Below are 26,519 nucleotides of genomic sequence, written 5' to 3'. Positions count from 1 at the left end.
GCCGCCCCGCTATCCGGAGCCCCCTCCTCAGGCGCCGCTGTCTCCCAGCGGCGCTTTTGGGGTCGCCGGCCTGCGAGCCGCCCCGGCCCCAAGGCCGAGAATCGCGGCCCACCACCAGAGATTGGCCGGGATCTCCGCGCCGTAATCCACAAGCCCATGCAGGAGCAGCACAGTACTGGCCCCGAGCGCAGCGGCACTCGCCGTGGGGGCCGGTTGATCCCGCAGACCCGCAAGGCCCGCCACGATCCCGGTGAGGAGAACGGCAACGCCGCCCAAGGTCCCCACGATACCCGCTTGAACGAGCCATTGAAGAAGCCATTGGTGGGCCGCGCCCTGTTGGCTCAACAAGGGAGCTGTTTCCAGGGTGATATGTGGCGACAATGCGGTTTGGAAGGCGCCCATGCCATGGCCGAAAAGCGGGGCCTCCCTGATGGCCTGAAGGCAGGCCGACCACAGGAGGCCGCGGCCGGAATCGGTGGCACCAAGGCCGACGACCCGGTCCGGGGCGCTGTCACCGCCCAACAGGGCGGCGATGAGAGAGCCAAAGAGAAGCGCGCCCAGCATCACGCCCGAAGTGGCACGCCAGGGAAACCGACGGCGCAATCCCACCAGCGTCGCCACGACCCCAACCGTGCTCGCCACAATGCCTGCCCGCGAGCCGGTCATCATCAAGGCTGACACCGCCGCAAGCAGCAGCAGATAGGGGAGAGGCCCGGCGCGCGCCATCCGTTCGGGCCAGGGCTGGTCGCTGGATAGCGCGCGGCCAAGCCCCGCGACCGCGAGACAGGCCGCCATCCCATAAAGAGTGGCCGCACTGTTAGCGGACAAATAGGTGCCGGTCAGGCGGGACAGATGAAAGCTCTTCTCCGCACCTAAGACGCGCCCCGGATCGATCAAATACCCAAAGACTCCAATCAGGATCACGAGGAGGAGCGACCACCCGATCCCATTAAGAGCCTGGTTTCTGAGCCGACGCGTCTCGGCCCCAAGACTGGCAAATCCCAAGACGAGGGCCGCCGCGGCGCAGAGCGCGAAAAGATCCGGCAAGGCGCCGACCAAATGCCCCCCACCCCCCTGGCTGAGGACGATGGCGAGGCCGCCAGCCCCCCCGAACGCCAAAAGGCGCGGTGACATCTGAAACGGCCCCCGCCCCACAATGACCCCGCCAATCAGCAGGAGCCCCGATGATAAAGCGAGCTTTGGCACAGCGGCGTCAGCCCCCACCAGCAGGCTCGCCCCGATCAAGACGAGAAAGAAAAGAGCCGATAAAGAAGCGCGGATGGGGAGCATACCCGCTGTCCTACCCAAACCGCCCTTCGTCTTGGTGAACATCAAGCGGCGTCCGGCGCTGAAGACGACTCCTCTTTCGCCGCAAACAGGCTAGAGCGACCGTTATCCGTCCAATGAGAGGGCCTGTGGCGCGTAGCATTCTGAAATCACTGGCAACGGTCTCGGGGCTCACAATGGCCAGCCGGGTCCTCGGCTTTGCGCGACAAATGCTGTTAGCGGCGGTGATCGGCGCGGGGAATCCCGTGGCTGATGCCTTCTGGGTTGCGTTCCGCTTGCCCAATATGTTTCGCCGTCTGCTGGCCGAGGGGGCGTTCCACGCCGCCTTCGTGCCCCTGTTCCAAGGCAAGGAAGTGAAAGAAGGGCACGAGGCAGCTCGGCGTTTCGCGGAGGACATCCTGGCGTGGCAGATCATCATCCTCACCGGCCTGACGGCGGCGGTGATGATCTTTACCCCAATCTTCGTGGGCGTGATCGCCACTGGCTTCCTCGACGACCCAGAACGACTGAACCTCACGGTTCTTTATACCCGGATCATGTTCCCTTACCTGGCGTGTATGTCGCTCGTCGGCATCTATGCCGGAATGCTCAACGCCTTACAGCGATTTGCCGCGGCCGCGGCGGCCCCTCTCCTCCTCAACCTTGCCCTGATCGGCGGCATCCTTCTTTACGCGGATCAACCCGTGGCGGTCACGGGGCAAGCCGCCGCCTGGGCCGTTCTGGTTGGCGGCCTATTGCAATTAGCCGCCCTCATCTTTGCCGCCCAACGGTCATCCTTACTTTTGCGCTTGCGGTTGCCGCGGTTTAACAAGCATGTTCGCCGCCTGGTGGTCCTTGGGGCGCCAGGCTTTATTGGGGCGGGGGCCCTGCAAATCAACGGCATTGTGGGGACCAATGTCGCCTCTCGCCAAGATGGGGCGAACTCCTGGCTCGCCTTTGCCGATCAACTCTATCAATTACCGCTATCGATGATTGGCATTGCCTTGGGGATCGTCCTGATGCCGACGATCAGTCGAGCCGTCAAAGCGGACGACCAGAAAGGGGCCATGCGGTCCTTGAATAGGGGGATGGAGATTGCGCTCTTCCTCTCTCTCCCCGCCGCCGCGGCCCTGATCGTCATTCCGGACTTGATCTGTGCCGCTCTTTTTCAAGACCTTGCGGGCCTCGCTACGCGGGCGATCGGGGCCGGCGGATCGGCCTTTGGCGATACAGATGTCGACCGGACGGGTGTCGCCCTGATGATCTTCGGCTGGGGCCTTCCCGCCTTTGTCCTTCAGAAGATTTTCGCCGCCGCTTTCTTCGCCCGGGAAGACACGCGGACGCCCATGACATTTGCGCTGGTGGCAATTGCCATCAATGCGGCGCTGTCGATTTCCCTGTTCCCTGTGATTGGCTTTTTATCCGTGCCCTTGGGGACGATCTGCGCCTCCTGGACCGAGGTGAGCCTTTTGGCGAGCCGCCTTCGGCATCGCGGCTATCTCAAGCCGAATAAGCATTTTGTCTCCACACTCATCAAAATCCTTGTGGCGGTTGGCGCGCTGGCGGCGACCCTGCTCGCCGCCGAGGCGGTACGCGCCGATCTCGTCGCTCTCCTCTTTGGGCAATTATGGCTCTATCTGGCGCTGCTGGTGGCAACGGCCATGCTCGCCTATGGCGGGATAGCGATCGTGATCGGGGCGGTGAAGCCCGCCGACTGGATCGGCTCCCGACGGTCCGGTACGAAATAAACGAGCGGCCCCTTGAGGAAAGCGGAGAAACCTTAGACAGACAGATCCGCTTCCCGCCCCCGCGCCCAGTCTCGAATAGCGCGCTTATCAATCTTGCCGGTGGTCCCCCGCGGCAGCGGCTCGGCGGATTGCCAATAATGGCTTGGGACCTTGAAGGGCGCGAGTTTGGCTCGCATGAACGCCTCAAGCTGGCGCAAACTCACAAGCTCACCATCCACGCCGTAAATCAGTGCACCGACGGTTTCTCCATAGGTGGCATCGGGAACCGCAAAGACGCTCGCCTCGAACACATCGGGAAAGCTAAGCAGCGCGTTCTCGACCTCAAGGCAAGCGATGTTCTCTCCCCCCCTGATGATCAGATCCTTTTTACGATCGACGATGAAGAGGTAGCCCGCCTCATCGACATAACCAAGGTCGCCGGTCCGAAACCATCCGCCCTCGAAATAGGCGGCGGTCGTTGCCTGTTCGTCATCGAGATAGGCCCGAAAGGTCGCGGGACTTTTCACACAGATTTCCCCCACCTCGCCGCGGCGAAGCTGACGCCCGTCCTCGTCAAAGGCCTCAAGCGTCGTTACCGGCGGGATCGCTCGCCCGGTCGAGGACGGACGATCGAGGAAGTCCTGCATCGTGATATGGCAGCCAAGCCCATTCGTTTCGGTCAAACCATAGCCGGACGCGATCGCCTTTTCGGGAAAGCGGGCCGCTTGTTCTTTCATCTGGATCTCGGGTCGCTTTGCGCCGCCTGTCGTCATATCGATCAGCGTCTCAAGATCGCCGGGCGCCGCATTGCGCGTCAAATCATGCGCCATTGTCGGGACACCGAGGAAATTCGTCACGCGCTCCTCTCGAATGAGACGCCCCGCCTCCCGCGCGTCCCATTTGTGCATGAAGACAATTTTCCGCCCCGTGAGGAAGGATAACATCAGGATCGAATGGGAGGCGGTGACGTGGAAAAGGGGCAGGGCCAGCAGCGATGCGGGCTCCTCCGGCATGAACGTGAAATCGGGCCTCAGGCGTTGCGCCAAATTGGCCATGAAGTGCCAGCTCAAGACCGCGTTCGCCGCACTACGATGGGTGAGGAGAACGCCCTTGGGCTGGCCCGTCGACCCCGATGTAAAGAGCAGGCAAAAATCGTCATCGGGGGCGATGGCGACCGGCGGCGGGCTGCCCGGGAGGGTGTGGTCGTTGAGAATGTCCTCGAGGCGCTCCTCCGCCTGGGGCACCTCCCCCCTCACCCCGATAAGGGTGAGATCAAGGGCCGCCTTTGCGGGGGCCAGGGCCGCCGCCCGCTTCTCGTCGGCCACCACAAGCCGCGCCCCGCAGCGAATAAGGCCATCGCGCATTTCATCGCCGCCCCACCAGGCATTGAGGGGCACCACCGTCGCCCCGCTGGCGACGATGCCGAAATAGGCCATCGCCCATTCGGGATAGTTACGCATGGCGATGGCCACGCGTTGGCCGGGCCCGATCCCATAGCGCGTTTGCAGATGGTGGGCGAACCGCATGCTGCGGGCCCACACCTCGCCAAAGCTGGTCCGCTCATCGCCATAAACCAAAAAGGGACGGTCCGAAAATTCGGCTGATTTCGCCGCCAGCAAATCACGGATCGAGGCGGCCGATTTTTCGAAAACACGCTCATAGGCCACGCCGCCCACCGTCATTGGCCGCACGGCGAATATCCCGCCTTCGGCAAACAGTGTCGCCGACATGCTGTCGATCTCATCTTGGCTGAGGGGCTGAGGATACGCCATGGACGACTTCCCTTTTTGCGTGATCATGGACGGTCCCTTCGGGTTCGCCAATATCCTCCTGCCGCGCAGATAACCGACCAGGCGGGGCCGGGCGCAGCGGGTGTCCTCTTGTCACACCGCAGGCACCATCTTGTCACAAAGAAGAATAGGGCAATGTCCCGTCGATGGATTGGTTATTGATCGCCCTTGGCCTGCTGATCACCGGAGGGGGGCTCGTCTTGTTCGTGTCCCCTCTCCCGATGGGGTTTGCCCTTATTCTCCCCGGGCTTGCTCTTCTCGTGATTGCAAGCGATCGGGTGGCGCGCTTCGTCAGGCGACGCCGCGAGCATCACCCAGAATTCGATGAAAGACTCAAGGACGCCGAACAAATCATGCCCGATGAGGTCAGCGACCCTGTCGAAGAGCGAACGGATCCGAAACAGACCTAGCCAATGGGCGACGGGAGAGGTAACGCCCGGCGCTTGATCCTTTGATGAATTTGACCGCTATGCCGAATATTTCTCCTCTTCTGACCATTATGATCGGTGCTGCCCGCGCGGCAGCCCGGAGCCTGAGGCGCGACTATTACGAGGTCGAGGCCCTGCAAGTACGCCGGAAGGGGGCCTCGGACTTCGTCACCAAGGCCGATATCGCCGCTGAGGAAATCATCGTCGACGCGCTGGAGAAGGCCCGACCGAAATACGGCATCGTGCGCGAAGAAGGGGAGGATCGCGAGGGGGAAGATAATTCCAACCGCTTCATTATCGATCCCCTCGATGGGACCACGAATTTCCTCCATGGCCTCCCGCAATTCGCCATTTCTATTGCCCTGGAGCGGGATCGAGAGCCCTTTGCCGGGGTCGTGTTCTGCCCCATTCTCGATGAGCTCTATTATGCGGAACGGGGCTTTGGCGCTTATCTGAACGATCGTCGTTTGCGGGTGTCGGGCAGGGATGACCTGACCGAAGCCTTGGTTGGAACTGGCCTCCCCTTCAAGGGCAAACCAGGGCGGGAGCAAGCGCTCATCGAGACCGATCGCGTGCTGAGCGAAACCGCCGGGATCAGGCGGTTCGGCGCCGCCTCTTACGATTTATGCATGACGGCCGCCGGCAAGCTCGATGGCTATTGGGAGCGCGGCCTTGCCCCGTGGGACGTTGCCGCCGGCATCGTCATCTGCCGCGAAGCCGGGGGAGAGGTCTCGACCATCGAGGATAAGGGCGAGCGGGCGCACCTGTCGGGGTCGATCCTTGCAAGTAACCACCATTTGCACCGCGACCTGCGAAAGACCCTGCTCGGCGAGCGCCAAGCATGATGCCCTTCCCGGCACGGCCGCCCTTGGCAAGGGCCGAAATCCGCCAACATGGTAGAGGTCACTAGTTAAGCGGGTTGCGCCATGAAAGCCTCGGACCTTTTGGTCAAATGCCTCGAGAATGAGGGACTGAAATATATTTTCGGCGTTCCGGGGGAGGAAAATGCCGATTTTATGATTTCCCTGGAGGGGTCGTCGATCACCTTTGTGATGACCCGGCATGAGCAGGGCGCGGCCTTTATGGCCGAAGCCTATGGTCGATTGACCGGCGAACCGGCAGGCTGCCTCTCGACCCTCGGGCCAGGGGCTACCAACCTCATCACCGGTGTGGCCGACAGCAATATGGATCGTGCCCCGATGATCGTTCTGACGGGACAAGGCGCGACCGGGCGGCAACATAAGGAAAGCCACCAGGTGATGGACGTCGTGCGGATGTTCGATCCGGTGACGAAATGGGCCCACCAGATTGTCGATGCCGACACCATTCCAGAAATCGTTCGCAAGGCCTTTCGTCTCGCCAAAGAAGAAAAACCCGGCGCCGTCCTGATCGAATTACCCGAGGATGTCGCCAAGCGGGACGCGACCACCGCCCCCCTCAACGTCATCCGCGTTCGTCGCCCCTCGATCGACGACAAGACCGCAGATTATCTGTATGATGAGCTCATCAAAGCGAAGCGGCCGGTCATTCTGGCCGGTAATGGGGCCATCAGACGGCGAGCCTCCAAACAGTTACGGCAATTTTGCGAAGCGACCGGCATTGGCTGCCTTTCCACCTTTATGGCGAAAGGGGCCGTGGACCGCCATGCCCCCTATTCCCTCTTCACCCTCGGCTTAGGGAGCCGAGACTTCGTTGCGGATGCAATCGACGGGGCAGACTTGGTCCTCGTCATCGGCTATGACATGGTTGAGTATCACCCTAAACTATGGAATCCGTGGGCGGATAAAAAAGTCGTCCATATCGATTTCATCCCGGCGGAAGTCGACCGTTTCTATGCCCCGTGTCTCGAATGCGTCGGCGACATTGCCCATACTCTCTGGGCCCTCAACGAAAGAATAAAAACCCGCGGGCTACCGACCTACGATCTTGGCTATCAGGCAAATGTCAGACAGCGCATGATTGCCGACTTCGAGGCCCATAAAGACGATGTAGGCGAAGGGCCGATAAGGCCGCAAAAGGCCCTTTGGGACTTACGAGAAGTGATGGGGCCGGAGGATGTTGTGCTGTCCGGGGTCGGGGCCCATAAAATGTGGACGGCGCGGTATTATCAATGCGATGAGCCCAATACTTGCCTCATCCCCAATGGCTTTTGTTCCATGGGCCAACCCCTGCCCGGGGCGGTGGGCGCGCGGTTAAGCCTGCCCCCTGAGCGGAAGATCTTCGGCGTCGTCGGCGACGGGGATTTCATGATGAATGTCCAGGAACTCGAAACCGCGCGACGCCTGAATGCGGACATCAATCTGATGGTCTGGGTGGATGACGGGTACGGACTGATCGCTTGGAAACAGGAAAATGAGTTTCACAAGCACACAGACCTTAGCTTCGGCAACCCCGACTGGATGAAACTCGCCGAAGCGTTCGACTGGCACGGCCAATGGGTCGAACGCCCCGAGGACCTGAAGGCTGCGCTAATGGCCGCTCTCAATCATCAGGGGCCGTCCTTTGTAGCGCTTCCGATCGACTATCGGGAGAATCGAAAATTGACCGAGCGCCTCGGCGAAATCGAAGTCCAGCTCTAGATCATGCCCAGTGCCCCCCAACCGGTGAGGGAGGTCGTCGACCTTGGCGAGGGCGCGTGTCATTTGCCCGGCTATTTGCCCGCAAAAGCAGCCTCGGATCTTCAGCAACACCTTATCCATCTGTGTCAGGATCGTTGGATTGTACCGGTGACCCCTGGAGGGCAGACCATGTCGGCCAGACAGATGAACCTTGGCCCCTTGGGGTGGGTCACCGATCGGCGCGGCTATCGCTATGAGCCGCGACATCCCGTGGACGGCGCGGCTTGGCCGGAAATGCCGCCCGCCCTTATCAGGATCTGGAATGATCTTCTGCCGGAGGCGCCGTCGCCGGAGGCCGGGCTCGTCAATCTTTACGGTCCGACCGCGAAAATGGGCCTCCACCGCGATGCGGACGAAGCCGCCAAAGACGTCCCCATTCTTTCCGTCTCCTTCGGTGCACCGGGCCGGTTCCGGCTGGGCGGCGCGACACGAAAGGGATCGACCCGGAGTATTGTCCTGGGCCATGGAGACGTCTTGATCCTGGCGGGCCCCTCCCGCCATTTCTATCACGGGATCGATCGCATTCTCCTGCCATCCCCTCTCTTCGCAGAAGACCCTCATCGCTTGAGCCTCACCTTGCGTCGCGTCACCCCCTCAACAAGCGAGGGCACGTCAGAAAAGCTTTCTTCTTGAGGTGGTGCCTCCCCTGCCTTAAACCTTAAGAACCGGTAAACGTCTTGGGGTGAGGGACAACGGATGGGGATCTGGAAAAGGCGCAAGGCTGCGGGCCTTCAGCTTTCCGAACAGACGCGCCAGCGGATCAATGAGATCGCGCTTGCCGGAGATCCTTTGGAGGCTCGGCACCTCTATAGCTCCGCCGAACCGGAGCCAGGGCCCCCGCCATCAGATCTCGATCTCAAGGCCCGCGCGATCGCGCTCTTTGACGCGGCAGATAAACCCGACGCCGTCGAAAGATGGGACGCGTTTCGAAAAGAAACCGACTTCGAGGTCATCAATTTATCAAATGTCGACTTCACAAAGTTTCCCTTTCCACGGGGGACAGATAAAGGCTCGTTCTTCGGCAAACGTCCCATTGTCGGCGCCTATGACTTCACCAATATCGATCTCGATGGCGCGAACTTTGCCGGCCTCGCCTTCAGAAGAACGAACTTCAGCGGATTTGTATGGCGGATGCGGTGCAATTTCCGCAATACGCGCTGGCTTGAGGTGACGGCTGAAAATTGTTGGTTTGACAACGGATGGTTTGCCGGGGCCGCTTTTACAAGCTGTGTGCTCGAAAAGTGCGATTTCATCGGCGCCGATATGGTGGACATGAAGATCCAAGGAACTGAAATCCGCGCTGTCACTTTCTTTAACGCGAATATGGAAGACACGGTTTGGGACGAGTCCAAGATCCTGCCCCCCCAGGACGAGCCGGAACGTCGACCGCAATTCGACTTCTGCAATCTCGATCGAACGGCATTCACGAGATGTCGGCTCAATGCCTCCTTTAACGACGCTTTTATGCGGCGCACGGATTTTACAGGGAGCGATCTGGGGGGCTCAAGCTTCTTCAAGACGATCTATGTGCGCCGGGAACTCCACGGCCATTTTCGCGACGTCGAGAACGTCGAAAAGATCGAAGGTGACCCCGATTGCCGCGAAGATATCATCAATCAGGTCTATTTCGACGATCGGGAATTCGACGACCGGGATGAGCGGCGGGAGGCCTTTCTGCGGAAGCGACGAAATGAAGACCATGAGGGGGCGGCCCCAACGCGGCAGGGGCGCGTTCCCCTGCCCCGACGCATTTCACGCTTCGTCAAAAAGGAATGGCGCCCGGTAGGCAATTATCTCAGCCTCAACGGAATTGCCTGGGGGGCCCTGTGGGGCGCTTTGCTGGCCATATTTTTGGCGGATTTTTCTCCCCGCGCCGTCTTTTCCTGGGGGTCTCTGATCCCCATCTTCCTGACCGCTCTTTTCCTCGCCCTCGCCTCCTCTCGCCGCGGGCGGACCGTCGGCTTTCGAATCTGGCGTCTGCTCGATTACGGGCGAGACTGGGATCGTGTGCTGGTCCTTGCCATGGTGGTCATCGGGGTTATTGGCGTTCTTTATGCCTGGAGGGCGCCGGACGACCTTTGCTACGTCCAATCCTCGGACATCGTCCCCAATGGCGGGCGCTGCGCGCCCATAACGATCGGGAGCGCTGACGCGAGCGGGTTGCAGATTTATCCGTGGTATGTCGCAACAATCGGCTTTGCGACCCTTGGTATCGTCGATCTGGTTGAACCCAAGACCACTCTTGGCACCCTGCTCGTATCCGCCAATGCCCTCGCCGGCTACGCTGTCCTCGGCTTGTTCCTGGCGGTCGTACAGGCCTCCTTCCTTCGGCGGCATCCGCATACGCGAAATTAACGGTTGCTCGGGAAACGAGAAGGCTGGCGCCCCCGCGCCCCACCGTTCCGGTCGCTCGCCCTTTCGGTACAAGTTCTTTGCCCGGCGACCGGATCACGCTAAGTTCGTCGACACTACGCCCAAGGAGCAATCGCGTGGCCGACCCCGCCCCTTCCTCGTCAGACACGACCTCAATGCCGGATCGCCACCCGCCATCTCTCAGGCCGGCTGAAAAGGCGGCCATCGTTCTGGCGTTGGTGACGGAAAAAAGCCTCGAAAAGCTCAAAGGCCGGTTCCCCGATATCCATCGGGAGCGGTTGATCGAGGTGGCGGAGACATTGCGGCGGGTCGGCCCGTCCGAGCAGGAAGCCGTCTTACGCGAGTTTACCGCCGAAGTCCGGGGCGAAGGTCCGCTTCGCGGCGGAACAAGGGTGGCGGACAGGCTCGCCTCCATCCTGTTCGAGGATGGCGACCCGATGGACGACTTCCCGACGATGCAGCTCGCCTTCGACCCCTTTGGGGACAGCGATCCGACCATTTGGGACGAGTTGGCGGACGAGAAACCTGATCGCCTCGCCGGGATGCTGGCCGAGGCTTCCCCCGCCATCGTCAGTGTCATCCTACAGCATGTGCAGCCCGAGTTCGGCAGCGAAGTCCTGCGCCGTCTTGAAGAGAAGCGGGCCAATGAGACGATGCTGCATCTCGCCAAAACGACGATCTCCGCCGCCGCCGCCGAACAGGCCGTGGAGGACTATCTGAGAGAAGAGCTCGAAAAGGCGGGGCTCGCCGGGGGGCCGGACGCCGAGGCGATCCTGCCTGTGACGGAGATCCTCAACCGCTTGGCGGGGAATCGACGGGAGGAAATCATCAAAGCGCTTGAGGCCGAGCTTCCAGCCCCCAGCGTCGATCTGATGAAGGAACAATTGCTCTCCTTCGATGCGCTCCCGGACCGCCTGCCCCGCAGCGCCGTGCCGGTGGTCTTCCGCGAATTCGACGAAAAGACCGTCCTCACGGCTCTCCGCTTTGCCCAGGATCAAGGCAGCGGTGCGGCCGAGTGGTTGTTATCGAACATCTCGCAGCGTCTGGCCGACCAGATCCGAGAAAAAGTGACAGCGCTTCCTTCGATCAATCCCGAGGACGGGGAGGCGGCGCAGACCAAGGTCGTGTGCGGGATCCTCGATCGGGTCACCCTCGGGACCATCACCCTCATTTCTCCAGCTGAGGCCAAAGAAAGCTGAGGCCAAAGAAAGCTGAGGCCAAAGAAAGCTGAGGCCAAAAAAGCGAAGGATGGCCCCTTATTAGGACCAGCCGGTGCGGTGGGCGCGCTCTTGCGCCATCTCCCACTGTAGAGCATGGGCGACGATGTGCTCCACCCGATCATAGCGGGGACGCCACCCAAGGTCGGCGACGAGACGACTGGCATCGGCGACCACCTGCGCAAGGTCCCCCTCCCGTCGCGGGGCATCGATCTTGGGCACGGGGCGACCGACCACCATCTCCACCGCCTCGATCAACTGACGCACTGTCACGCCCTGGCCATAGCCACAATTATAAAGATGGACCCCGTCATGGCGACGGAGGTGGTCGAGCATCAGCAAATGCGCCTCGATCAGATCACTGACATGGATATAGTCCCTGACCCCCGTTCCATCCGCTGTCGGATAATCAGTGCCATAAATTGACACACTACCACGACGCCCCAAGGCGGCATCGAGTGCAACTTTCAGCAAATGGGTTCCGTTCGGATTGATTTGTCCGGCACGCGCATGGGGGTCAGCCCCCGCCACATTGAAATAGCGCAACACCGCCACAGACAGGCCATAGGCGCTGGCGCTGTCTCGCAAAATATCCTCCGCCATGAGTTTCGAGCGGCCATAGGGCGAGGCCGGATCGGTTGCGGCGGTTTCCGCGACGGGCGCGCCCCGATCACAGGCCGCCGCCGCATAGACGGCCGCGGTGGAAGAAAAGATAAGGCGCGCCACCCCCATTTCCCGGCAAATGCCGGCCAGGCGCTGCGTCCCTACCGTATTGTTGGCGTAATAATCCAAGGGGTCCCGAATACTCTCAGGAACGGAAATCGACCCGGCAAAGTGGATAACATCGGTGACACCGTAATCGCGGATCACCTGTCGCATAGCCCCGATATCGGCGATCGTCGCCCTGACGAGCGGCGCGGCGATGGGCACTAATTGACGCGAACCGGTGCTCAGATCGTCCACAACGACGACCTTTTCTCCTCGATCCAAAAGAGCGAGGACCATATGCGAGCCGATAAAGCCGGCCCCACCGGTGACGAGCACTACCACCCTACTACCCCCCGAGGGCGCCGTGAGGCGCCGACCACCATTTTGTCCAACATCACTGCTGTGTCGAACATCACCCCGTCACCTTATGCTTATCAGACTTAAAGCTCCGCTAAAATGCGCGAGGAGATCAGTGGTTAAGGGAAAGTGTAGTCCAGGACCAATTCTCGACGACGCCTTCGTCTAGGCGGGATCCATCGGAGGGTAGATCACGTCTTGGCTATTCTGCGCGAGGAGGGAGCGCCCCCTCCCCCCTCCCCCCCTGACTATTCAGGTTTAACCACCCCCCTTTATGAGGAGGGGTGTACCATCGTCAGTGTCATGACGTCTTTGGCCTGCGCCCCGGTGGTCCCAACACGGCGGATATCCATTGCCTTTGCACGGTCGTTCTGTGCCGCGCCTCATCGCTTAGGCGTCGGCCAATCCGTCGGAGAGACGTTGCGCCGTCGAAGTCGTAACGCAAGCCCGACACCGGTTCCCACGGCAATCGCGACCGTCAGATCCGTGAGAACAGTAAGCGCAAGCGTGAGGGCAAATAGCGCAAAATCCGACCGCGATTTTGACAAGCGCGCCGGCCAGCGATGCGGTTCACTCATATTCCATGCCGTCAGGATGAGCAGAGCGGCAAGCGCTGGCATGGCTAGACGGCCGACAATCGGGGCCGCGAACAGGGCGATCAAGAGCAATATTACGGCATGGGTTATGCCGGCGATCGGCGTGCGTCCACCTGAGCGCACATTCGTCGCCGTGCGTGCAATAGCACCGGTTGCGGGCAAGCCCCCAAAAAGGGCCGACCCAAGATTGGCCGCGCCTTGCGCGAGAATTTCGGCATTCGGGCGATGCTTGCCGCCAATCATCCGGTCGGCCACCACGGCCGACAATAGCGATTCAATGCCTGCAAGAAAGGCGATGACCAGCGCCGAGGGCAGCATTTCCCGTACGCGCTCCATCGAGAAGGAGGGCAAGTGAGGGGCAGGCAGGCCAGAGGCCAATGCCCCGAAACGAGAGACAATTGTCTCCACCGGCGTTTGCACAATCCCGTTCATCCCCCCCGCGACGATGCTCGCGAGGGCGACGGCGATGATCAGCCCTGGCAGGCGCGGGGCGAGGCGACGCAACGAGATGATGAGGACACTCGTCAACAAAGTGATGCTCAAAGCCGGCAGAGAGAGTGTCTCACGCGCCGCCCAAATGACCGGCAGCTTGGCAAGAAACTCTGCCGGCACATGCTGGATTGTGAGCCCCAGCGCGTCCACAAGCTGACTGGTGGCGATGATAATAGCGATCCCGACCGTAAATCCGTCGACGACGGGCTCGGGCACCCATTCTACGAGACTTCCAATACGAAGGACGCTTGCGATCAGCAGAATGCCCCCCGCCATGAAGGTTGCGAGGACGAGGCCGTCATAGCCATGCACGGCGATGACACCGGCCACGACCACGATAAACGCCCCTGTTGGCCCGCCGATCTGCACGCGGCTGCCGCCCAGCGCCGAGATCAAAAAACCCGCGACAATCGCCGTGACCAGGCCGGTTTCAGGCGCCGCTCCCGACGCGATGGCGATAGCGATAGAAAGAGGCAGCGCCACGAGCGCAACTGTGATCCCCGCAAGAATGTCAGCGGTCAGCGAGGCACGGGTTGTCGTCGGCAGTGTCGTCAGGAGTTTGGGTTTCATATACTCATTCCGTTGCCTCTGCCCCAAGCGCTTCATGCAAGCGCGATCTAACTCTACAGTCGCCGCACCTCGATGGGTCAGGCCAGGAGGAGGTATCGATATTGAATAACGCTACTGCTTCCTCATCACCATTCAGGCACAAGTTTTCTCGTGCGGATGCACGCATCTAGATTTGTCGGTTAATCTCGAGACGCATCGCATTGGGGTCTTTTGCGTTGGGGATCTCGCCGCGTGAGGATGCGATGACTTTTCAACGGAGTGTGGGATGGCGAGAAACCCTTTTCGTGGGCCTCGATTTCCGCAGGACGTCATTCTCTGTGCCGTTCGCTGGTATTGTCGATATGGGCTCTCCTATCGTGATGTCCGAGATCTATTGGCAGAACGAGGGATCACCGTTGACGCGTCGACAGTATATCGCTGGGTCCGCAAGTTCGGCCCTGAGATTGCCAAACGCAGTCAAAAACATCGCGGCTGGCGCGGTTTAGGTTGGCATGTTGATGAGACGTATCTGCGGGTCGGTGGGCGATGGTGTTATGTCTGGCGTGCGGTTGATCAGCGAGGCCGACTCATCGACTTCAGGGTCACCGCTAGACGAAATACGGCGGCGGCGAAGGCGTTCATCCGGCAAGCCCGAGACAAGGCACGGCTCTATCCGCCTCTCAGCATCGTGACGAACAAGGCGCCTACCTATGCCAAGGTGATGAAAAATATCAACGCTCAGATGCTTCCCAATGAAGCTATCATGCATATCGATCAAAAATGGCAGAATAACCGCATTGAGAGTGATCATGCAGCGCTGAAGCAGAGGCTCAATCCTATGCGGGGTTTCAAAACCCTTTCATCAGCGAAAGCGGCATTGGCTGGGATTGAAGCCGTGAGAATGATCAAGAAAGGCCATGTCGTGAGAAAATCGCCCGGCCCCATAGGCGAAATCCGCTTCATCGAAGAGATTTTGCCAAAAGCTGCATAACAAGCACGCTCGATATGACATGACTCACGGAAGGCCTACGGCGATCAGCAATCAACGCAACAGGCCCCAGCGATGGCCTATTACCGCAAGCCTAAGACGAAACCGAGTGACTGCAGCACCCAGCAAGCAGGCGTGCCCTGCGGAGGAAACTGACGATGACGAGGATCACTGGATCGAAACAAGCTATATGGGTCGGGGTGGCCGCTATGATCGCAGCTATCCTCCCCGGGTGTGGTGGCTACATTTTTGGCTACATTGTCGACTCGTATCTGCCCCAAAAGTCACCGGGCTGGGACATGTCGGGAAGGCCTCAACAAGCGGCGCTTACCGACGCGGACTGGGGATCCGGCGACTTAGGTGTCGGGGTTCTGGCGGGGGATATCGACCCACCAGATCGCTTCGCCCCCGGTCCTGGCCTGGTGCTCTCGATCACCGACCAGGTCGGGGGGACCCGGCTTGACCTGAGCCAGGTCCAATTGGTCGAGCCGTGCTCGCTGCCGCTCGGTGAGGGCAGCACGGCGGTGGTCGTCACGGATCGCAACGTCCAGGTCTACGAAGGTGGCGACCCACCGATGCGTAAGGTGGAGGTTTCTGCCGACAGGCCGTACACGACGAAAAAGGGCGATATCGTGATGGCGAACATCCACCTCGATCGGTTCTCAGGCCTCAAATCGTGCACCCTGCGCCTTGGCGAGGCGATCCAACCCGCCAATGGCGAGCGTATTCCTGACCTCAGTTTCATCCGGGGTACATATAAAAGGTATTCCCGGAGTTTTGATATTCCCGGACTTTTGAATTGAATGGCCCGGCCTGACGCATCCTCAAACCCCCGGCGCAACCGCGCCGGGGGTTTTTCACCGGCGGCGGGATGGCCAAGCAGAGCACTGCATTTTTTCCTCAGTGTTGCAGCGGGGTATCTTTTCTATCCGTCAGGACGGCGTATCGTGTGCGTGCGACCTTGGCCTGACCCATCCGAGTGATCCAACGCGGATTTCCCAGACCTCCTACGCCTTCAATGGCTACTTCCGATCGATGAGTTTGCCCTTGTTCCAAGGCTGTCGCTCATCAACGATGGTACGTGACTGCTCCAATGATCTCTCCTGGAGACCACTTTACAAGAAGGAATCTGGGAGCGTTCGACGTATCCAGCAGCGCTGTGGCCATGGCGAGGCACGATGCGATAACCTTAGACACCGTTACATCCACTTATGCGCCCAGGCAGCTACAGTTCGAGCCCTTCGGACAGAGCGAGGGCGTCCTCGACTTCAACGCCGAGGTATCTGACCGTACTGTCGATCTTTGCATGACCGAGTAGGAGCTGGATCGCTCTCAGGTTTCCGGTCTTCCGGTAAAGGAGGGTTGCCTTCGTCCGTCGCAAGGAATGAGTTGCGTACGCGGATGACGGAAGGCCGATCGCTTGGGTCCATTCTTGAACGAGCCTTGCGTACTGACGCGTGGTCAGGTGTGTGCCGACGGTCTTGCGACTTGGAAACAACCAGTCCTGCGTCCCGAGATTCTTGCGCTCGATCCAGTTCGAGATCGCTTTTCGGGTCGGTTCTGTCAGCTCGAATTGCACCGGGCTCGCCGTCTTCGATTGGACGACTTTCGCCCGTGCAAGAGGCTCGACGCCTCTGCAGACGTCGGAAACCCTCAGGCTCACTAGGTCGCATCCTCGGAGCTTACTATCGAGAGCGAGATTGAAGAGCGCAAGATCTCGCACCTTTTCCGCCATAGTCAGGCGGACGCGGATTTCCCAGACCTCTTGCGCCTTCAGCGGGGACTTTTGGCCGACGAGCCTGCCCTTGTTCCAAGGTTCGGCAGCCCGTGCCGCTTTCTCTACTCGTTCCATCGACCTCTCCCATGAACCGGAGAGCAAAATGCAGGCCACCGTCGCAGCAGCCGGGCGCACGATCTCTGCTCGACCACAGCTATCCAAAAGCGGACGTTCGACCAATGAATTCATCATCGATCTTAAAGATCGAACTTCAGTTCATCTCAAAATTGCATCCGGCCTTCGGCATGCGCCCACCTGTACCCGAGACTCTGCATCAAAATGGCTTAAACTAATGGCCCAAGTCAGCTACTGCGCCATCTGAGCTATGGGCTAACGAACGGTCGAAATTCGCCAGAAGCGGATATTCAGCTTACTTTTGTGAACGACCGTTGTACGGCCTATCTTTGCTTGATATAAAACTTCGGGCGCTAATTCTGCCCTTCAGCCTTAACAGACTCACAGAGAGACGTCACGGTCACCAGAGCGCTGGTTCATAGATCATATAAATAGTCCATGCTGAATGCATAGAGAATATGGAAAATAAATGACAAGGCGCATTTCGATAACATTGCATGGTGACCGCAATTATTTCGAGCACTTCAAGTATAATTTGTTAGATACTTTTATTGATGAGCTCGCTGAAATATTAGGGGCAGAGCCCGATACAATAACCAATATAAAAGTAAGCTATGGTTGCGTACTAATTGAAGCTGATATTGATGATGCGGCTGCGGCTCGCTTAATAGAGTTAGTAAATAAATTTAAGAACGAACAATTTGATGCGCGAGAGGTTGCTGAGTTCGCAGAATTCTTCAGTAAATATGATTTTAAATACTGCACTTCTAAAAAGAAGGATCAAGGAGGGCGAAAAGTAAGTAAAGGTAATCTTGCTATATTCGTTCATGGGCTTACAGGAAGCTCTGGTTCTTTTGGCAATATGCCTACTTACATTGCTCAGAAAGTCGATTGCGAAACTATGCTATATGAGTACCCATCGAAACGCCTGAGAAAATCAGAGCCAATTTTTTATGTTTCGCGAAATCTTGATAATTTTATACGAAATAATAAAGGCGGATACTCTAAGATTATATTAATCGGACACAGCATGGGCGGTGTTATACTGCGAGATCTTCTTGGGCAGCAGCTTCAAAGACAGGTGCCTTTAGATTCAGATATTGGATTAGCATGTTTCATTGCTTCACCATTAAACGGAGCTTGGCTTGCGAAGCTTGGTAAAAAGCTACCAAGCGGTGTGCAATCGCAAGTAGCTGATCTAGATCCTAATTCTCCTTATTTGACTCATGTCATCAATCAATGGAATGCGTGGCGAAAAAAAGGAGGCTCAGTGGTCCGTGTGCGCTCCTTATACTCACAAAACGATACAATAGTTGATACGGCTTCTGCCGTAGGAGACGATCCAGAAGCCGTGCCCATTCAAAATGTTGATCACGTTAGTATAGTAAAGCCTAAATCTCCGAATGATGAAATCGTAGAAACTCTTTCCAGGTTTATTTCCGAGGTCAATATAGGAAATGATTGAATTTTTATATTTCGTTGATCAAAATTCAGTTTGACACTGGCTAAAGGGTATGGCCAACACTTCCAGGTTCCCGATATGCGTCGATATCTGAGATAATGTCGCAAAACGGATAATTTCAGCCGTTTGCGTATTTCCGCTCCTGCGCCCAACACGTCATGTTCTGCGAAAGCTCCGTATGTCTGCTTGCACTGGACCGTCGTGCGAACTCACCCGGGAAATGTTCTGGAACGCGGCAAGATGTTCCGTGTCACGATGGGTACGTAAGGCGCTTCTGCTTCGTCAGCAGCTTCGCAAGTTCTGTCGCGTTGGCGGTTTTGCGATGCGATATTCCGGTTCTACGTGCTCCTGCATCGGCCCCGGTCAGAGTCAAGACGACGATATCTTCTCGTGCCTCGCCATGTGATGCGGGCACAAAGGCGACGCCCAAGCCTGCCGCGATCAAATCAAGCAATTGCTGATCATTTACAGCCTGAGCCACCGAAGCGACCATAGATGGTGCAAGCTCCATCCGGTCTGCCTGTGGGCAATAGGGGCGGTGGATGAACGGCTCTGCGCGCAGGTCCTCGATCCGTATCTCCCGGGAAGCCGCCAGCGGATGGTGCCGGGCGACAGCGATTTTGAATGGGTCGTCAGCCAAGGGGATGAAGGCATGCGTCTCAGGTATGCAGGCGTCTGAAACATAAGCCAGGTCACTCGCCCGCGCCTCATCGGCAAAAGCGAACTGCAGGCCTTGGAACCGGCGGCGCAAGCTCTTCAGGTCCGGCGCAATATGGCTCATCAGCATATCCGGCGCGCAATATATCCGAACCGTTTGCGACGGTTCCTCAAGCAGGCGCGCTTCCAACGCGGCAAGGTGGGTCACGGAATCAATCACGTCGTGATAGAGCCGCGCGGCAAACGGATAGGGTTTCAGGCCTGTCTTTGACCGTTTGAACAAGAGTGTCCCAAGCCGATCTTCCAGTTTCTGAATTGCAGCCGAAACGGTCGGCTGGCTGACACCGTTCACTTGAGCGGCCTGGCTGAATGTACCGGTCTCGAAAGCGCTGGTGAAATAGCGCAGCGTGTTCAGATCTATCATAGCTAATTACTATATCAAAAATAGTTCATGGCGCAATTTCCTTCATCCGCTCGTGCTGTCAAAGATTCATGGATCAACCACATGGAGACCCAAGCTAATGAATCTGAAACCTGTAAAAACCGAAAACACCGTAATCGGACAAGTGCTGATAAAATTCGCGGCCGGAGATCCGTCGCTCTTTGAGCTGATTGCCGACGACATCGATTTTCGCATCGATCATTTCCGCGATGAAACCAACACAAGCTGGCAGATAGCGGACAATCGGAACAGTCTGGCCCAGGTGATCGGCCGCCTGGGGCAAGAGGTGTTTCCGAAAGGGACCGAAGTACTTGCGATCGACTGTCTTGCGCTTGGCGGCGGCTGGCATCTGACGTGTTTCAACCAGCGTTTCTTTTACGGTGTGCGGCAGGAGGATGTCACAAGTCTCACCTACATCGTGTCGCATGAGGCAGACGGTCAGCTGGACTATTTTCGCGAGAACGTGACCAACATCGTTGATCTGCCCAAAGCTGCTTAGGCGAGCCGATGGTCCGTCATCGACACATGTCGCGCCGCGCGCAGCCGCACGCGGACGGTCGATGCCGCAGCAGAACGCCCGACTCGAAATGGAGACGCGCAACAAGGCGCTGCTGGAACGCGCGGGGTGACTATGGGCGCGCAGCGCATCCGGCGATAGTTTCCGCGTCGCATAATCAGCGTTCTTGTAAATCAGACACCAGCGCCTGGAGCGCCTCGACCAGCGCGGCGAACCGCTCCTTGCCAATCATGTTCGTATATTGACGTTCTAGGGTGTTCATCACTTCGAGACTGTCAAGCATCAGTCGCTGGCCCTCTGCCGTAAGTGTTAGCGTCCGTGCACGGGCGTCATGCTCGCCGACAGAAATTTCGAGATAGCCGGCGGCATGCAAGTCGGAAGCGAGTCGGCCCATTGCTTGTTTGGTAATGCCCGCGCGTTCGGCCGTCTCCGTGATCGTGCCGCCCGCGAGATCCATATTCGACAGGAGAGTCGTGTGGGTTGATCCGAGCGCATCGTGTCCGCGCGCATGCAGACCATCGACAACGTCGCGGCCAACATGCCGGGCGGCGGCGAGCAGCAATTGGCGCAGGTTGCGGCCTCGCTCGGTTTCGAGCGCCACGAGATCGACGGCGCCTTCGTTGCCTTGCATCATTTAGTAACCTATGGTTTCTTTTAATTGGAACCTTGGTTTACCAATATTAGGTGGAAGAGCACAATGAGCGAACAGAGCTTCATAGACCCAGGCACCGTCGACTGGGCCGTACTGGATGCGCTGCCGGGGGTCTCGCTTCTACCACTCGCCGAGCCGGTCGGAGGCGGCTCTATCCATCGTGCTCGACTGGCGGCAGGCACGACCATTCCCGCCCATACCCATCCTGCTGATGAGTTTGTCCTCGTGCTGTCGGGTAAATTGGAAACGGGTGGTCGCCCCTGTCAGGCTGGTACCTTCTGGAGAGTCCCCGCCGGTGTTCGACAGGGCCCCCATGTTGCTTTGGATGCCGTCGAGCTTTTGACTGTGCGTTTAGGCCCCATGGGCGAATTCGAAGCTTCCTAAATCTCACTCGGCGCCATCGTGTGCGGTAGGCGTAAGATGCGAGATGGAAGGACGAAGAGCCCTTGGCCTTGCGCGGCGTGTCCTTCTATTCTCCCGCGATGTCTTCTCAATATGAACGGGCACGCCGGGCGGCGGCGACGGTCCTACGCATTCTCAAGATCATGGAGCCGTCGGTGCCCACGGCCCATGACCGCTTCAAGACGCACCCCAGCGATATCGCCGCGCTGCATTTCATTGGTGAGAATCCCGGCGCGCAGGGCAAGGCACTGGTGCAGTTTCTGGGCGTCGCGCCGACCACTGTGTCGAGCCTTCTCGACCGGCTGGAGACGGCAGGGCTCGTCCGTCGGGAGCGACCCGTGGAGAATCGCCGTTCCGTGGCGCTTTTCCTGACCGATGAGGGGACGGCGGCCCGCGCCGCGATCGTCCAGGAGGAGCAGGAGACCGCCAAACGCATGCTCGCCGCTTTGCCGCGGGACCGACGCGAGGCCTTCGTCGAGGCCCTTGAACTCATCGCCAAGGGTCTCAAGACTGACGAAACCGCTTGAATAATACGATCGGCGTATTATTCTCTGGTCGTAATGAAAAACGAATCGAACAGAAGAGTGGGACAGCGCATGGGGCGGGGCATCGCCGCCGCCGTTGTGCTGATCCTCGCAGGGCTCTCCACCTGGGCCGCCTTGGCCTTCGGCCTCGCCGCCTCGCGCACGATCGCCCATGCGGATCCTGCGCCCGGCATTGCGCTGTTTGAACTCCGGCACCGCTATGCGAGCGCGTTCCTACTCTACCGCCGCGACGATCCGGCCACTGCGCTTCTCATTGATGCCGGCCTTCCGCAGCGCGCCGATCGTCTTGCGGCGGACATTCGCGCGGCGGGTGTGGCACTTGAGGATCTCGACGCGATCATCCTCACCCATGCCCATATCGACCACGCCGGCGGGGCAAAGCGCCTCCACAAACTGACCGGCGCGCCGATCGTCTTGGGTGCTGGCGACGAGGATCTTCTCATGACCGCCAAGCCGGACGATCTGTGTCCGACGAGCCCTTTCGCACACCTCGTTCGCGTAACGGTCACCACGAAGGAAGACTGGTCCGTCGCGCCCGACCGAGTGGTGGCGAGCGCTGTCGATCTGAGTGAAATGTCTGACATTCCAGGACGCATTTTGACCCTGCCGGGACACACGAAAGGGTCGATTGTCATCTCCGTCGGCGACGCGCTTTTCGTTGGCGATCTGGTGCGGGGACGGATGCTCGGCCATGGCCCGGTCCGCCACTTCTTCATGTGCGACCTTGATGACAACGACGCCGACATGGCCGCGCTGCTCGGTGCGTTTCCGCACGGAACCCGCGTCTTTCCCAGTCATTTTGACGGCTTCCGACTTTCCGCGCTCAACCGCTTCGCGCATCCCGAAAAAACTGACCCCTGATCCTGCACTCCCTCCTGCTCACTGCCGCGGTCATCGCGACGCCCGTCAGTCCGTCAGTGCCCATGGCCTGACCCCACGAGGTGGTCCAACGGTAGCGTTAGACCTGGCAGGTTAGCGGGGCTCATGCCGCCGCACCTTCATAGTAAGGCGGCGGGAGCCCCGCGGGCAAGATGGTCTTCGGTGCGGGCGGGTTGTACCCCAGCGATGAGTGTGGCCGCAGCTGATTGTAGTGGCGCCTCCACCACTCGATGAGGGCCTTCGCTTCCTTCAGTGTATAGACGATTTCCCGGTCCAGGAACTCGTCCCTGAGTTTCGAGTTGAAGCTCTCGCAATAGCCGTTCTCCCATGGTGAGCCAGGCTCGATATACAGTGTCGTCACGCCCAGCCTGCCGAGCCATCCCCGGACAGCCGTAGCGATGAACTCTGGTCCGTTGTCGGAGCGAATGTTCTCCGGTGGCCCGTGGATGAGGAACAGCTGAGAGAGCTCTTCGAGCACGTTTTGCGAGTTGAGCCTTCGCTCGACGCGAATCGAGAGGCACTCTCTCGTGAACTCGTCGATGATGCAGAGCATCCGATAGACCCTTCCATCATGGGTCCGGTCCTGGACGAAGTCGTAGCTCCAGACGTGGTTCGGGCGCTCCGGCCGAAGCCGCACGCACGACCCATCGTTCAGCCATAGGCGCCCGCGTTTCGGTTGTTTCTGCGGTACTTTAAGCCCCTCCCGCCGCCAGATGCGATAGACCCGCTTCTGGTTCACGTGCCATCCGTCGCGCCGGAGCAATGCAGTCACCCGGCGATAGCCATAGCGGCCATACTGCTCAGCTAGCTGAATGATGGCACCGGTCAGCGCCTTCTCGCCAGGACGGCCCGAAGGACGCTTCCTCTGGGTCGAACGGTGCTGACCCACCACCTCGCAGGCACGGCGCTCTGAGACGCCATGCTCTTCGTGACGTGATCGACGCATTTCCGACGGCGGTCGGGGCTCAGAAGTTTCCCTTTGCGGCCTCAGAAAGAATGAGCTTGTCCAGCGTGAGATCCGACACAGCCTTCCGTAGGCGTTGGTTCTCTTTCTCAAGCTCTTTAAGCCGCTTCGCCTGATCGACCTTCAGACCGCCATACTCCCGTCGCCACCTATAGTACGTCTGCTCGGTCACACCGATCGCCCGGCAGGCAATCCCGATGGTCTCGCCCTTCGCCAGGCGCACCTCGACCTCTCGCAAATGACCGATGATCTCCTCGGCCGTTCGTCTCTTCCGTCCCATTCCTCAGCTCCTTCCATGGAGCCAAGTCTAACACATCAACCGGACCACTTTTCGGGAGGCAGACCAGTCGCCGCAAAACCAACGAAGAGACGCGCCGCACCGCTGTCCCTGCGCGTCACCGAAGAAGAGCGAGACTTCCTGAAGCGTGCGGCGAGCTCCCGCTAGATCAACGCCTATATCCGCGAGAGGGTGTTCTGCGATGCAGCTTCGCCCCGGCGAACCTATCGCAAGCCCCGGCCTCATGATGCCGCCATTGGCAAAGCGCTCGCGGCGCTTGGTCAGTCTCGGCTGTCGTCGAACATGAACCAGATCGCCAAGGCCGCAAACCTCGGCACGCTCTCGGTCACGCCGGAACTGAGCGAGGAGCTGGCCTCGGCCTGCGCGGACATTCGAGCCATGCGCTCGGCCTTGGTGGAGGCGTTGGGGCTTAAAGACCAATCCCCATGATCTTAGTCGGCAATCAACGCGGCGGCGCGAGCAATCTCGCCCGCCATCTTCTCTCGCCTGAGAATGAGCACGTGCATGTGCATGTGCATGTGCATGAGATTTCCGGCTTTGCGGCGGATGATATGCACGGGGCGTTCAATGAAGCGCACGCGATCTCACGCGGCACGCGCTGCCAGCAATTCCTCTATTCTCTCTCGCTGAACCCGCCCGTAGGCAGAGCGGTGAGCGCGTTGCCAGATCATTTCGTGTACCAATCAACGAGTTCAACCATTCTCTCGCAGGCGTGTTCTACGGTTTCCTGTGAGAATTTTTTATGCGGCTTCAAGGCAGATACCTCGAAGCTGACCTGCGGGTTTTCCTTCGGATTATAGGGTTTGCTGCCCACCGGCCGGTCGTTCATGATTCGCGATATTTCCGCCTCGTTCGGCGTTTTCAAAAAAAGGTCGACCGATCCCAATTCGTGACCAACCGACATCCAGAGCCTATGACGCAATGTGATGTGGCTTGGCAAACGCGGATGTTTGATGCGTTCTATCCAGCTATCTTCGTCATAGTATTCTTCCTTTATCGGAGGGAATTGGAAGCTGACACTTTCTCTACGGCACCATTCTTCTGCGACCTCCTTGTAACGAATGTGAAGTTCTTTCACTGCAATATCAGGAATCTGGACGCCTGACGATGCTTGTTTCTTGATCGCAGCCTTGATACGCTTTCGCCGATATTTCAAACGCAGATTGTCTTTCGAAGACATAATCTCGATCATTTCTTCAAGCGAAAAACTTTTATCGTAATCATCTTTTTCGCCTACATAATTCTGTGGAGCGATTAGAAGTGTTGCAGCTTTGACGCCCTTTGATCGAAGATACTCTGCGTGATCAGCGTACCGTTTTGCCTGACGCGTCGCGGGACCAGCGCCGATTTTATGCTCGATCAGCAAAGCGTACTTGAGGCCATCTCCGCTGGCATGAACGAGAAGGTCGGCATATCCGCCGCTTTTTAGCTTAGGGTGGATGATAACATCGTCAAATTTAAGTCCATTCAAATTTCCGAATACTCTACAACACACCTCGTGCAAAAAGCGCGAATCACACGCAGAATTCTTCTGCAAAAATAAGGTCTAGCTCGTATTCTTGCGATCTTTTTCGAGGCACGTTGGCAAGCGCATTGTTTTCGACTTCCATAAAATTACGAATCCCTTTGCAGTGAGTGATATCTTCTCAGAGTATCGAGAACAGTAAAAGCCACCAGTTACTCCACCGAATTCCAAGTAGCCACAAATGGCAGCGCCTCTGGAACCTCGTGTTTGATGTGTGATTGGATCCCCAAGCGGCACAACAGAGAGAAGATGGATATTCACCGCGAGTTAGTGCGCTATCGGAAAGAAGGCCGCGAACCGCCATCGCCTGAGCAGACCCGGCAACGGGAAACGCTCTCACCGAGGGACATGATCGGCGAGAAGCTAGATCGCCGGGCAGAGTTCCTTGCCCGCCGTACAGAGGCTAAGCGCGATGGCCCGACGAGGCACAGGCCGCGCGGCCCGTCCCTTTCTCGTCGATGAGGTTGCCCTGCAACCCTCTGCCTTTCTGGCGAAGAATAGGGTGAGCCGCGGGCAAGGAGGCTCCAAACGAGGCTCCGCCCGCAAGGGGTGGATACGTTTGGATGCCTTGCCCGCGCGAGGGGCGACGCCCCTAAGCACTAAGCATCGAAGTCAAGTGTTCGCTTGGAATGCGTATAATGCGGACCTATCACGTAGTCTTCCATATCCAGCTCGGGGTTCATCATTGATGTCGTAAAAATAACCTGAAATGGCTTTTCCACTTCAGTAGTTTTTTCAACAATAAGTTTTTGGAACAAATGGCTTCTTTTCGATTCCGTTCCCTTGTCTTCTACATTGTCAAATAACACAAATCTCGTATGGAAGAACTTGTCGTCTTTCAAGGCCGCCAATAGAATTGCTAGGACCGCAGAATTCTTTAGGAAAACATTACTGCTCTCCGCAAAATTCATTTTTTCCATCAACAATAATGGCATCGTCTACAAAATCTACTTTGAGGTTCTCTGCATTTCTGAACTCTTCTTGGCGCTCAAAATCATCCCTTAGTATTTTTGCACCTTCATCTGAAACTGCGGTCAATGCAACTCGACGGCGTTTTCCTGCTGAAATGGTCAAGGCGGTTTCTCGGTCTTTCAATTTTTGCAATCGCTCCTGAATCGCCGCCTTTTCAGCCTAACGGGAAGAGATTCCAGCTCCAACTGGCCCGGATTACGGGGAGAAAGTCAGCAACTCTCCATTGATAAAAAATTCTCCGCA

General features: G+C 58.4%; 24 protein-coding genes and 1 pseudogene. 14 read left to right on the top strand and 11 right to left on the bottom strand.

Annotation, left to right across the window (positions count from 1 at the left end; all coding sequences use genetic code 11):
* Positions 1-27 precede the first annotated feature (27 nt).
* A complete protein-coding gene (locus tag PB2503_RS05740) occupies positions 28-1,290 on the bottom strand; it encodes an O-antigen ligase family protein (protein ID WP_013300290.1) in 1,263 nt (420 codons plus the stop codon).
* A 125-nt stretch (positions 1,291-1,415) separates the two neighbouring features.
* On the opposite strand from PB2503_RS05740, the gene murJ reads away from it, so the two are divergent.
* On the top strand, positions 1,416-3,014 hold the full coding sequence (murJ, locus tag PB2503_RS05735) for a murein biosynthesis integral membrane protein MurJ (RefSeq protein WP_013300289.1): 1,599 nt from the start codon (positions 1,416-1,418) through the stop codon (positions 3,012-3,014).
* Between the two features lie 32 nt (positions 3,015-3,046).
* On the opposite strand, the gene PB2503_RS05730 is transcribed toward murJ, so the two are convergent.
* Complete coding sequence (locus tag PB2503_RS05730) at positions 3,047-4,765, bottom strand: class I adenylate-forming enzyme family protein (RefSeq protein ID WP_158305826.1); 1,719 nt, start codon at positions 4,763-4,765, stop codon at positions 3,047-3,049.
* Positions 4,766-4,929: 164 nt separating this feature from the next.
* Between PB2503_RS05730 and PB2503_RS05725 the strand changes: the two genes are divergently transcribed.
* The 6 genes from PB2503_RS05725 (at position 4,930) to PB2503_RS05700 (ending at position 11,401) form a co-directional block, all read left to right on the top strand.
* Positions 4,930-5,193: a hypothetical protein gene (locus PB2503_RS05725; protein WP_013300287.1), complete on the top strand. Its 264-nt coding sequence runs from the start codon at positions 4,930-4,932 to the stop codon at positions 5,191-5,193.
* Between the two features lie 44 nt (positions 5,194-5,237).
* Positions 5,238-6,056 carry an inositol monophosphatase family protein gene (locus PB2503_RS05720; protein WP_013300286.1) on the top strand — a complete coding sequence of 273 codons (819 nt, stop codon included), beginning with the start codon at positions 5,238-5,240 and terminating at the stop codon, positions 6,054-6,056.
* Positions 6,057-6,137: 81 nt separating this feature from the next.
* On the top strand, positions 6,138-7,790 hold the full coding sequence (locus PB2503_RS05715; RefSeq protein ID WP_013300285.1) for an acetolactate synthase large subunit: 1,653 nt from the start codon (positions 6,138-6,140) through the stop codon (positions 7,788-7,790).
* A gap of 3 nt (positions 7,791-7,793) precedes the next feature.
* Positions 7,794-8,462: an alpha-ketoglutarate-dependent dioxygenase AlkB gene (locus tag PB2503_RS05710; protein ID WP_013300284.1), complete on the top strand. Its 669-nt coding sequence runs from the start codon at positions 7,794-7,796 to the stop codon at positions 8,460-8,462.
* Between the two features lie 63 nt (positions 8,463-8,525).
* A complete protein-coding gene (locus tag PB2503_RS05705) occupies positions 8,526-10,184 on the top strand; it encodes a pentapeptide repeat-containing protein (RefSeq protein WP_013300283.1) in 1,659 nt (552 codons plus the stop codon).
* Between the two features lie 134 nt (positions 10,185-10,318).
* Positions 10,319-11,401: a FliG C-terminal domain-containing protein gene (locus PB2503_RS05700; protein ID WP_013300282.1), complete on the top strand. Its 1,083-nt coding sequence runs from the start codon at positions 10,319-10,321 to the stop codon at positions 11,399-11,401.
* A 60-nt stretch (positions 11,402-11,461) separates the two neighbouring features.
* On the opposite strand, the gene galE is transcribed toward PB2503_RS05700, so the two are convergent.
* Together galE and PB2503_RS05690 are read right to left on the bottom strand one after the other, a co-directional pair.
* Positions 11,462-12,469 (bottom strand): UDP-glucose 4-epimerase GalE, encoded by a 1,008-nt coding sequence (galE, locus tag PB2503_RS05695; protein WP_041534910.1) that lies wholly within the window; start codon positions 12,467-12,469, stop codon positions 11,462-11,464.
* A 398-nt stretch (positions 12,470-12,867) separates the two neighbouring features.
* On the bottom strand, positions 12,868-14,142 hold the full coding sequence (locus PB2503_RS05690; protein ID WP_013300280.1) for a SulP family inorganic anion transporter: 1,275 nt from the start codon (positions 14,140-14,142) through the stop codon (positions 12,868-12,870).
* Between the two features lie 265 nt (positions 14,143-14,407).
* Here PB2503_RS05690 and PB2503_RS05685 point away from each other — a divergent pair, with 265 nt between their 5' ends.
* Positions 14,408-15,112, top strand: a complete 705-nt coding sequence (locus PB2503_RS05685; protein ID WP_013300279.1) for an IS6 family transposase — start codon at positions 14,408-14,410, stop codon at positions 15,110-15,112.
* Between the two features lie 155 nt (positions 15,113-15,267).
* Positions 15,268-15,912 (top strand): hypothetical protein, encoded by a 645-nt coding sequence (locus PB2503_RS14680; RefSeq protein ID WP_013300278.1) that lies wholly within the window; start codon positions 15,268-15,270, stop codon positions 15,910-15,912.
* Between the two features lie 422 nt (positions 15,913-16,334).
* On the opposite strand, the gene PB2503_RS05675 is transcribed toward PB2503_RS14680, so the two are convergent.
* The gene (locus PB2503_RS05675) at positions 16,335-16,961 is read right to left on the bottom strand and encodes a tyrosine-type recombinase/integrase (protein ID WP_013300277.1); all 627 of its coding nucleotides are present in this window, start codon (positions 16,959-16,961) and stop codon (positions 16,335-16,337) included.
* 469 nt (positions 16,962-17,430) lie between these two features.
* Here PB2503_RS05675 and PB2503_RS14535 point away from each other — a divergent pair, with 469 nt between their 5' ends.
* Positions 17,431-18,426 carry an esterase/lipase family protein gene (locus PB2503_RS14535; RefSeq protein ID WP_148235208.1) on the top strand — a complete coding sequence of 332 codons (996 nt, stop codon included), beginning with the start codon at positions 17,431-17,433 and terminating at the stop codon, positions 18,424-18,426.
* Between the two features lie 247 nt (positions 18,427-18,673).
* Here PB2503_RS14535 and PB2503_RS05670 read toward each other — a convergent pair whose 3' ends face one another.
* Positions 18,674-19,504 carry a LysR family transcriptional regulator gene (locus tag PB2503_RS05670; protein WP_013300275.1) on the bottom strand — a complete coding sequence of 277 codons (831 nt, stop codon included), beginning with the start codon at positions 19,502-19,504 and terminating at the stop codon, positions 18,674-18,676.
* 97 nt (positions 19,505-19,601) lie between these two features.
* Between PB2503_RS05670 and PB2503_RS05665 the strand changes: the two genes are divergently transcribed.
* Positions 19,602-20,021, top strand: coding sequence for a hypothetical protein (locus PB2503_RS05665; RefSeq protein ID WP_013300274.1), 420 nt, complete (start codon positions 19,602-19,604; stop codon positions 20,019-20,021).
* Positions 20,022-20,196: 175 nt separating this feature from the next.
* On the opposite strand, the gene PB2503_RS05660 is transcribed toward PB2503_RS05665, so the two are convergent.
* The gene (locus PB2503_RS05660) at positions 20,197-20,673 is read right to left on the bottom strand and encodes a MarR family winged helix-turn-helix transcriptional regulator (RefSeq protein ID WP_013300273.1); all 477 of its coding nucleotides are present in this window, start codon (positions 20,671-20,673) and stop codon (positions 20,197-20,199) included.
* A 63-nt stretch (positions 20,674-20,736) separates the two neighbouring features.
* On the opposite strand from PB2503_RS05660, the gene PB2503_RS05655 reads away from it, so the two are divergent.
* From PB2503_RS05655 to PB2503_RS05645, 3 genes are all read left to right on the top strand, one after another.
* Complete coding sequence (locus tag PB2503_RS05655; protein ID WP_013300271.1) at positions 20,737-21,075, top strand: cupin domain-containing protein; 339 nt, start codon at positions 20,737-20,739, stop codon at positions 21,073-21,075.
* A gap of 62 nt (positions 21,076-21,137) precedes the next feature.
* Positions 21,138-21,620 carry a MarR family winged helix-turn-helix transcriptional regulator gene (locus PB2503_RS05650; RefSeq protein WP_013300270.1) on the top strand — a complete coding sequence of 161 codons (483 nt, stop codon included), beginning with the start codon at positions 21,138-21,140 and terminating at the stop codon, positions 21,618-21,620.
* A 69-nt stretch (positions 21,621-21,689) separates the two neighbouring features.
* A complete protein-coding gene (locus PB2503_RS05645; protein WP_013300269.1) occupies positions 21,690-22,499 on the top strand; it encodes an MBL fold metallo-hydrolase in 810 nt (269 codons plus the stop codon).
* Positions 22,500-22,620: 121 nt separating this feature from the next.
* On the opposite strand, the pseudogene PB2503_RS05640 reads toward PB2503_RS05645, so the two are convergent.
* The 4 genes and pseudogenes from PB2503_RS05640 to PB2503_RS14525 all read right to left on the bottom strand — a co-directional run bounded on the left by PB2503_RS05640 (position 22,621) and on the right by PB2503_RS14525 (position 26,408).
* A pseudogene (locus PB2503_RS05640) lies at positions 22,621-23,761 on the bottom strand (IS3 family transposase).
* 449 nt (positions 23,762-24,210) lie between these two features.
* Positions 24,211-24,357 carry a hypothetical protein gene (locus PB2503_RS14675; protein ID WP_013300267.1) on the bottom strand — a complete coding sequence of 49 codons (147 nt, stop codon included), beginning with the start codon at positions 24,355-24,357 and terminating at the stop codon, positions 24,211-24,213.
* Between the two features lie 89 nt (positions 24,358-24,446).
* Complete coding sequence (locus PB2503_RS05625; RefSeq protein ID WP_013300266.1) at positions 24,447-25,250, bottom strand: PD-(D/E)XK nuclease family protein; 804 nt, start codon at positions 25,248-25,250, stop codon at positions 24,447-24,449.
* Positions 25,251-26,192: 942 nt separating this feature from the next.
* Positions 26,193-26,408: a hypothetical protein gene (locus PB2503_RS14525; protein ID WP_148235206.1), complete on the bottom strand. Its 216-nt coding sequence runs from the start codon at positions 26,406-26,408 to the stop codon at positions 26,193-26,195.
* Positions 26,409-26,519 lie beyond the last annotated feature (111 nt).

Origin of the sequence: Parvularcula bermudensis HTCC2503 (assembly GCF_000152825.2) — a bacterium.
In the GTDB taxonomy this organism is placed as follows: Bacteria; Pseudomonadota; Alphaproteobacteria; order Caulobacterales; family Parvularculaceae; genus Parvularcula; species Parvularcula bermudensis.
This window is presented reverse-complemented; position numbering and strand designations above follow the sequence as displayed.

Coding starts and splice junctions, on each gene's coding strand:
- PB2503_RS14680 (WP_013300278.1), top strand. CDS start 15,268: ATGACGAGGATCACTGGATCGAAACAAGCTATATGGGTCGGGGTGGCC.
- PB2503_RS05705 (WP_013300283.1), top strand. CDS start 8,526: ATGGGGATCTGGAAAAGGCGCAAGGCTGCGGGCCTTCAGCTTTCCGAA.
- PB2503_RS05715 (WP_013300285.1), top strand. CDS start 6,138: ATGAAAGCCTCGGACCTTTTGGTCAAATGCCTCGAGAATGAGGGACTG.
- PB2503_RS05660 (WP_013300273.1), bottom strand. CDS start 20,673: ATGATGCAAGGCAACGAAGGCGCCGTCGATCTCGTGGCGCTCGAAACC.
- PB2503_RS14535 (WP_148235208.1), top strand. CDS start 17,431: ATGACAAGGCGCATTTCGATAACATTGCATGGTGACCGCAATTATTTC.
- PB2503_RS05730 (WP_158305826.1), bottom strand. CDS start 4,765: ATGGCGTATCCTCAGCCCCTCAGCCAAGATGAGATCGACAGCATGTCG.
- PB2503_RS05670 (WP_013300275.1), bottom strand. CDS start 19,504: ATGATAGATCTGAACACGCTGCGCTATTTCACCAGCGCTTTCGAGACC.
- PB2503_RS05740 (WP_013300290.1), bottom strand. CDS start 1,290: ATGCTCCCCATCCGCGCTTCTTTATCGGCTCTTTTCTTTCTCGTCTTG.
- PB2503_RS05645 (WP_013300269.1), top strand. CDS start 21,690: ATGGGGCGGGGCATCGCCGCCGCCGTTGTGCTGATCCTCGCAGGGCTC.
- PB2503_RS05710 (WP_013300284.1), top strand. CDS start 7,794: ATGCCCAGTGCCCCCCAACCGGTGAGGGAGGTCGTCGACCTTGGCGAG.
- PB2503_RS05675 (WP_013300277.1), bottom strand. CDS start 16,961: ATGGAACGAGTAGAGAAAGCGGCACGGGCTGCCGAACCTTGGAACAAG.
- PB2503_RS05725 (WP_013300287.1), top strand. CDS start 4,930: ATGGATTGGTTATTGATCGCCCTTGGCCTGCTGATCACCGGAGGGGGG.
- PB2503_RS05665 (WP_013300274.1), top strand. CDS start 19,602: ATGAATCTGAAACCTGTAAAAACCGAAAACACCGTAATCGGACAAGTG.
- PB2503_RS05720 (WP_013300286.1), top strand. CDS start 5,238: ATGAATTTGACCGCTATGCCGAATATTTCTCCTCTTCTGACCATTATG.
- PB2503_RS05685 (WP_013300279.1), top strand. CDS start 14,408: ATGGCGAGAAACCCTTTTCGTGGGCCTCGATTTCCGCAGGACGTCATT.
- PB2503_RS05690 (WP_013300280.1), bottom strand. CDS start 14,142: ATGAAACCCAAACTCCTGACGACACTGCCGACGACAACCCGTGCCTCG.
- PB2503_RS05655 (WP_013300271.1), top strand. CDS start 20,737: ATGAGCGAACAGAGCTTCATAGACCCAGGCACCGTCGACTGGGCCGTA.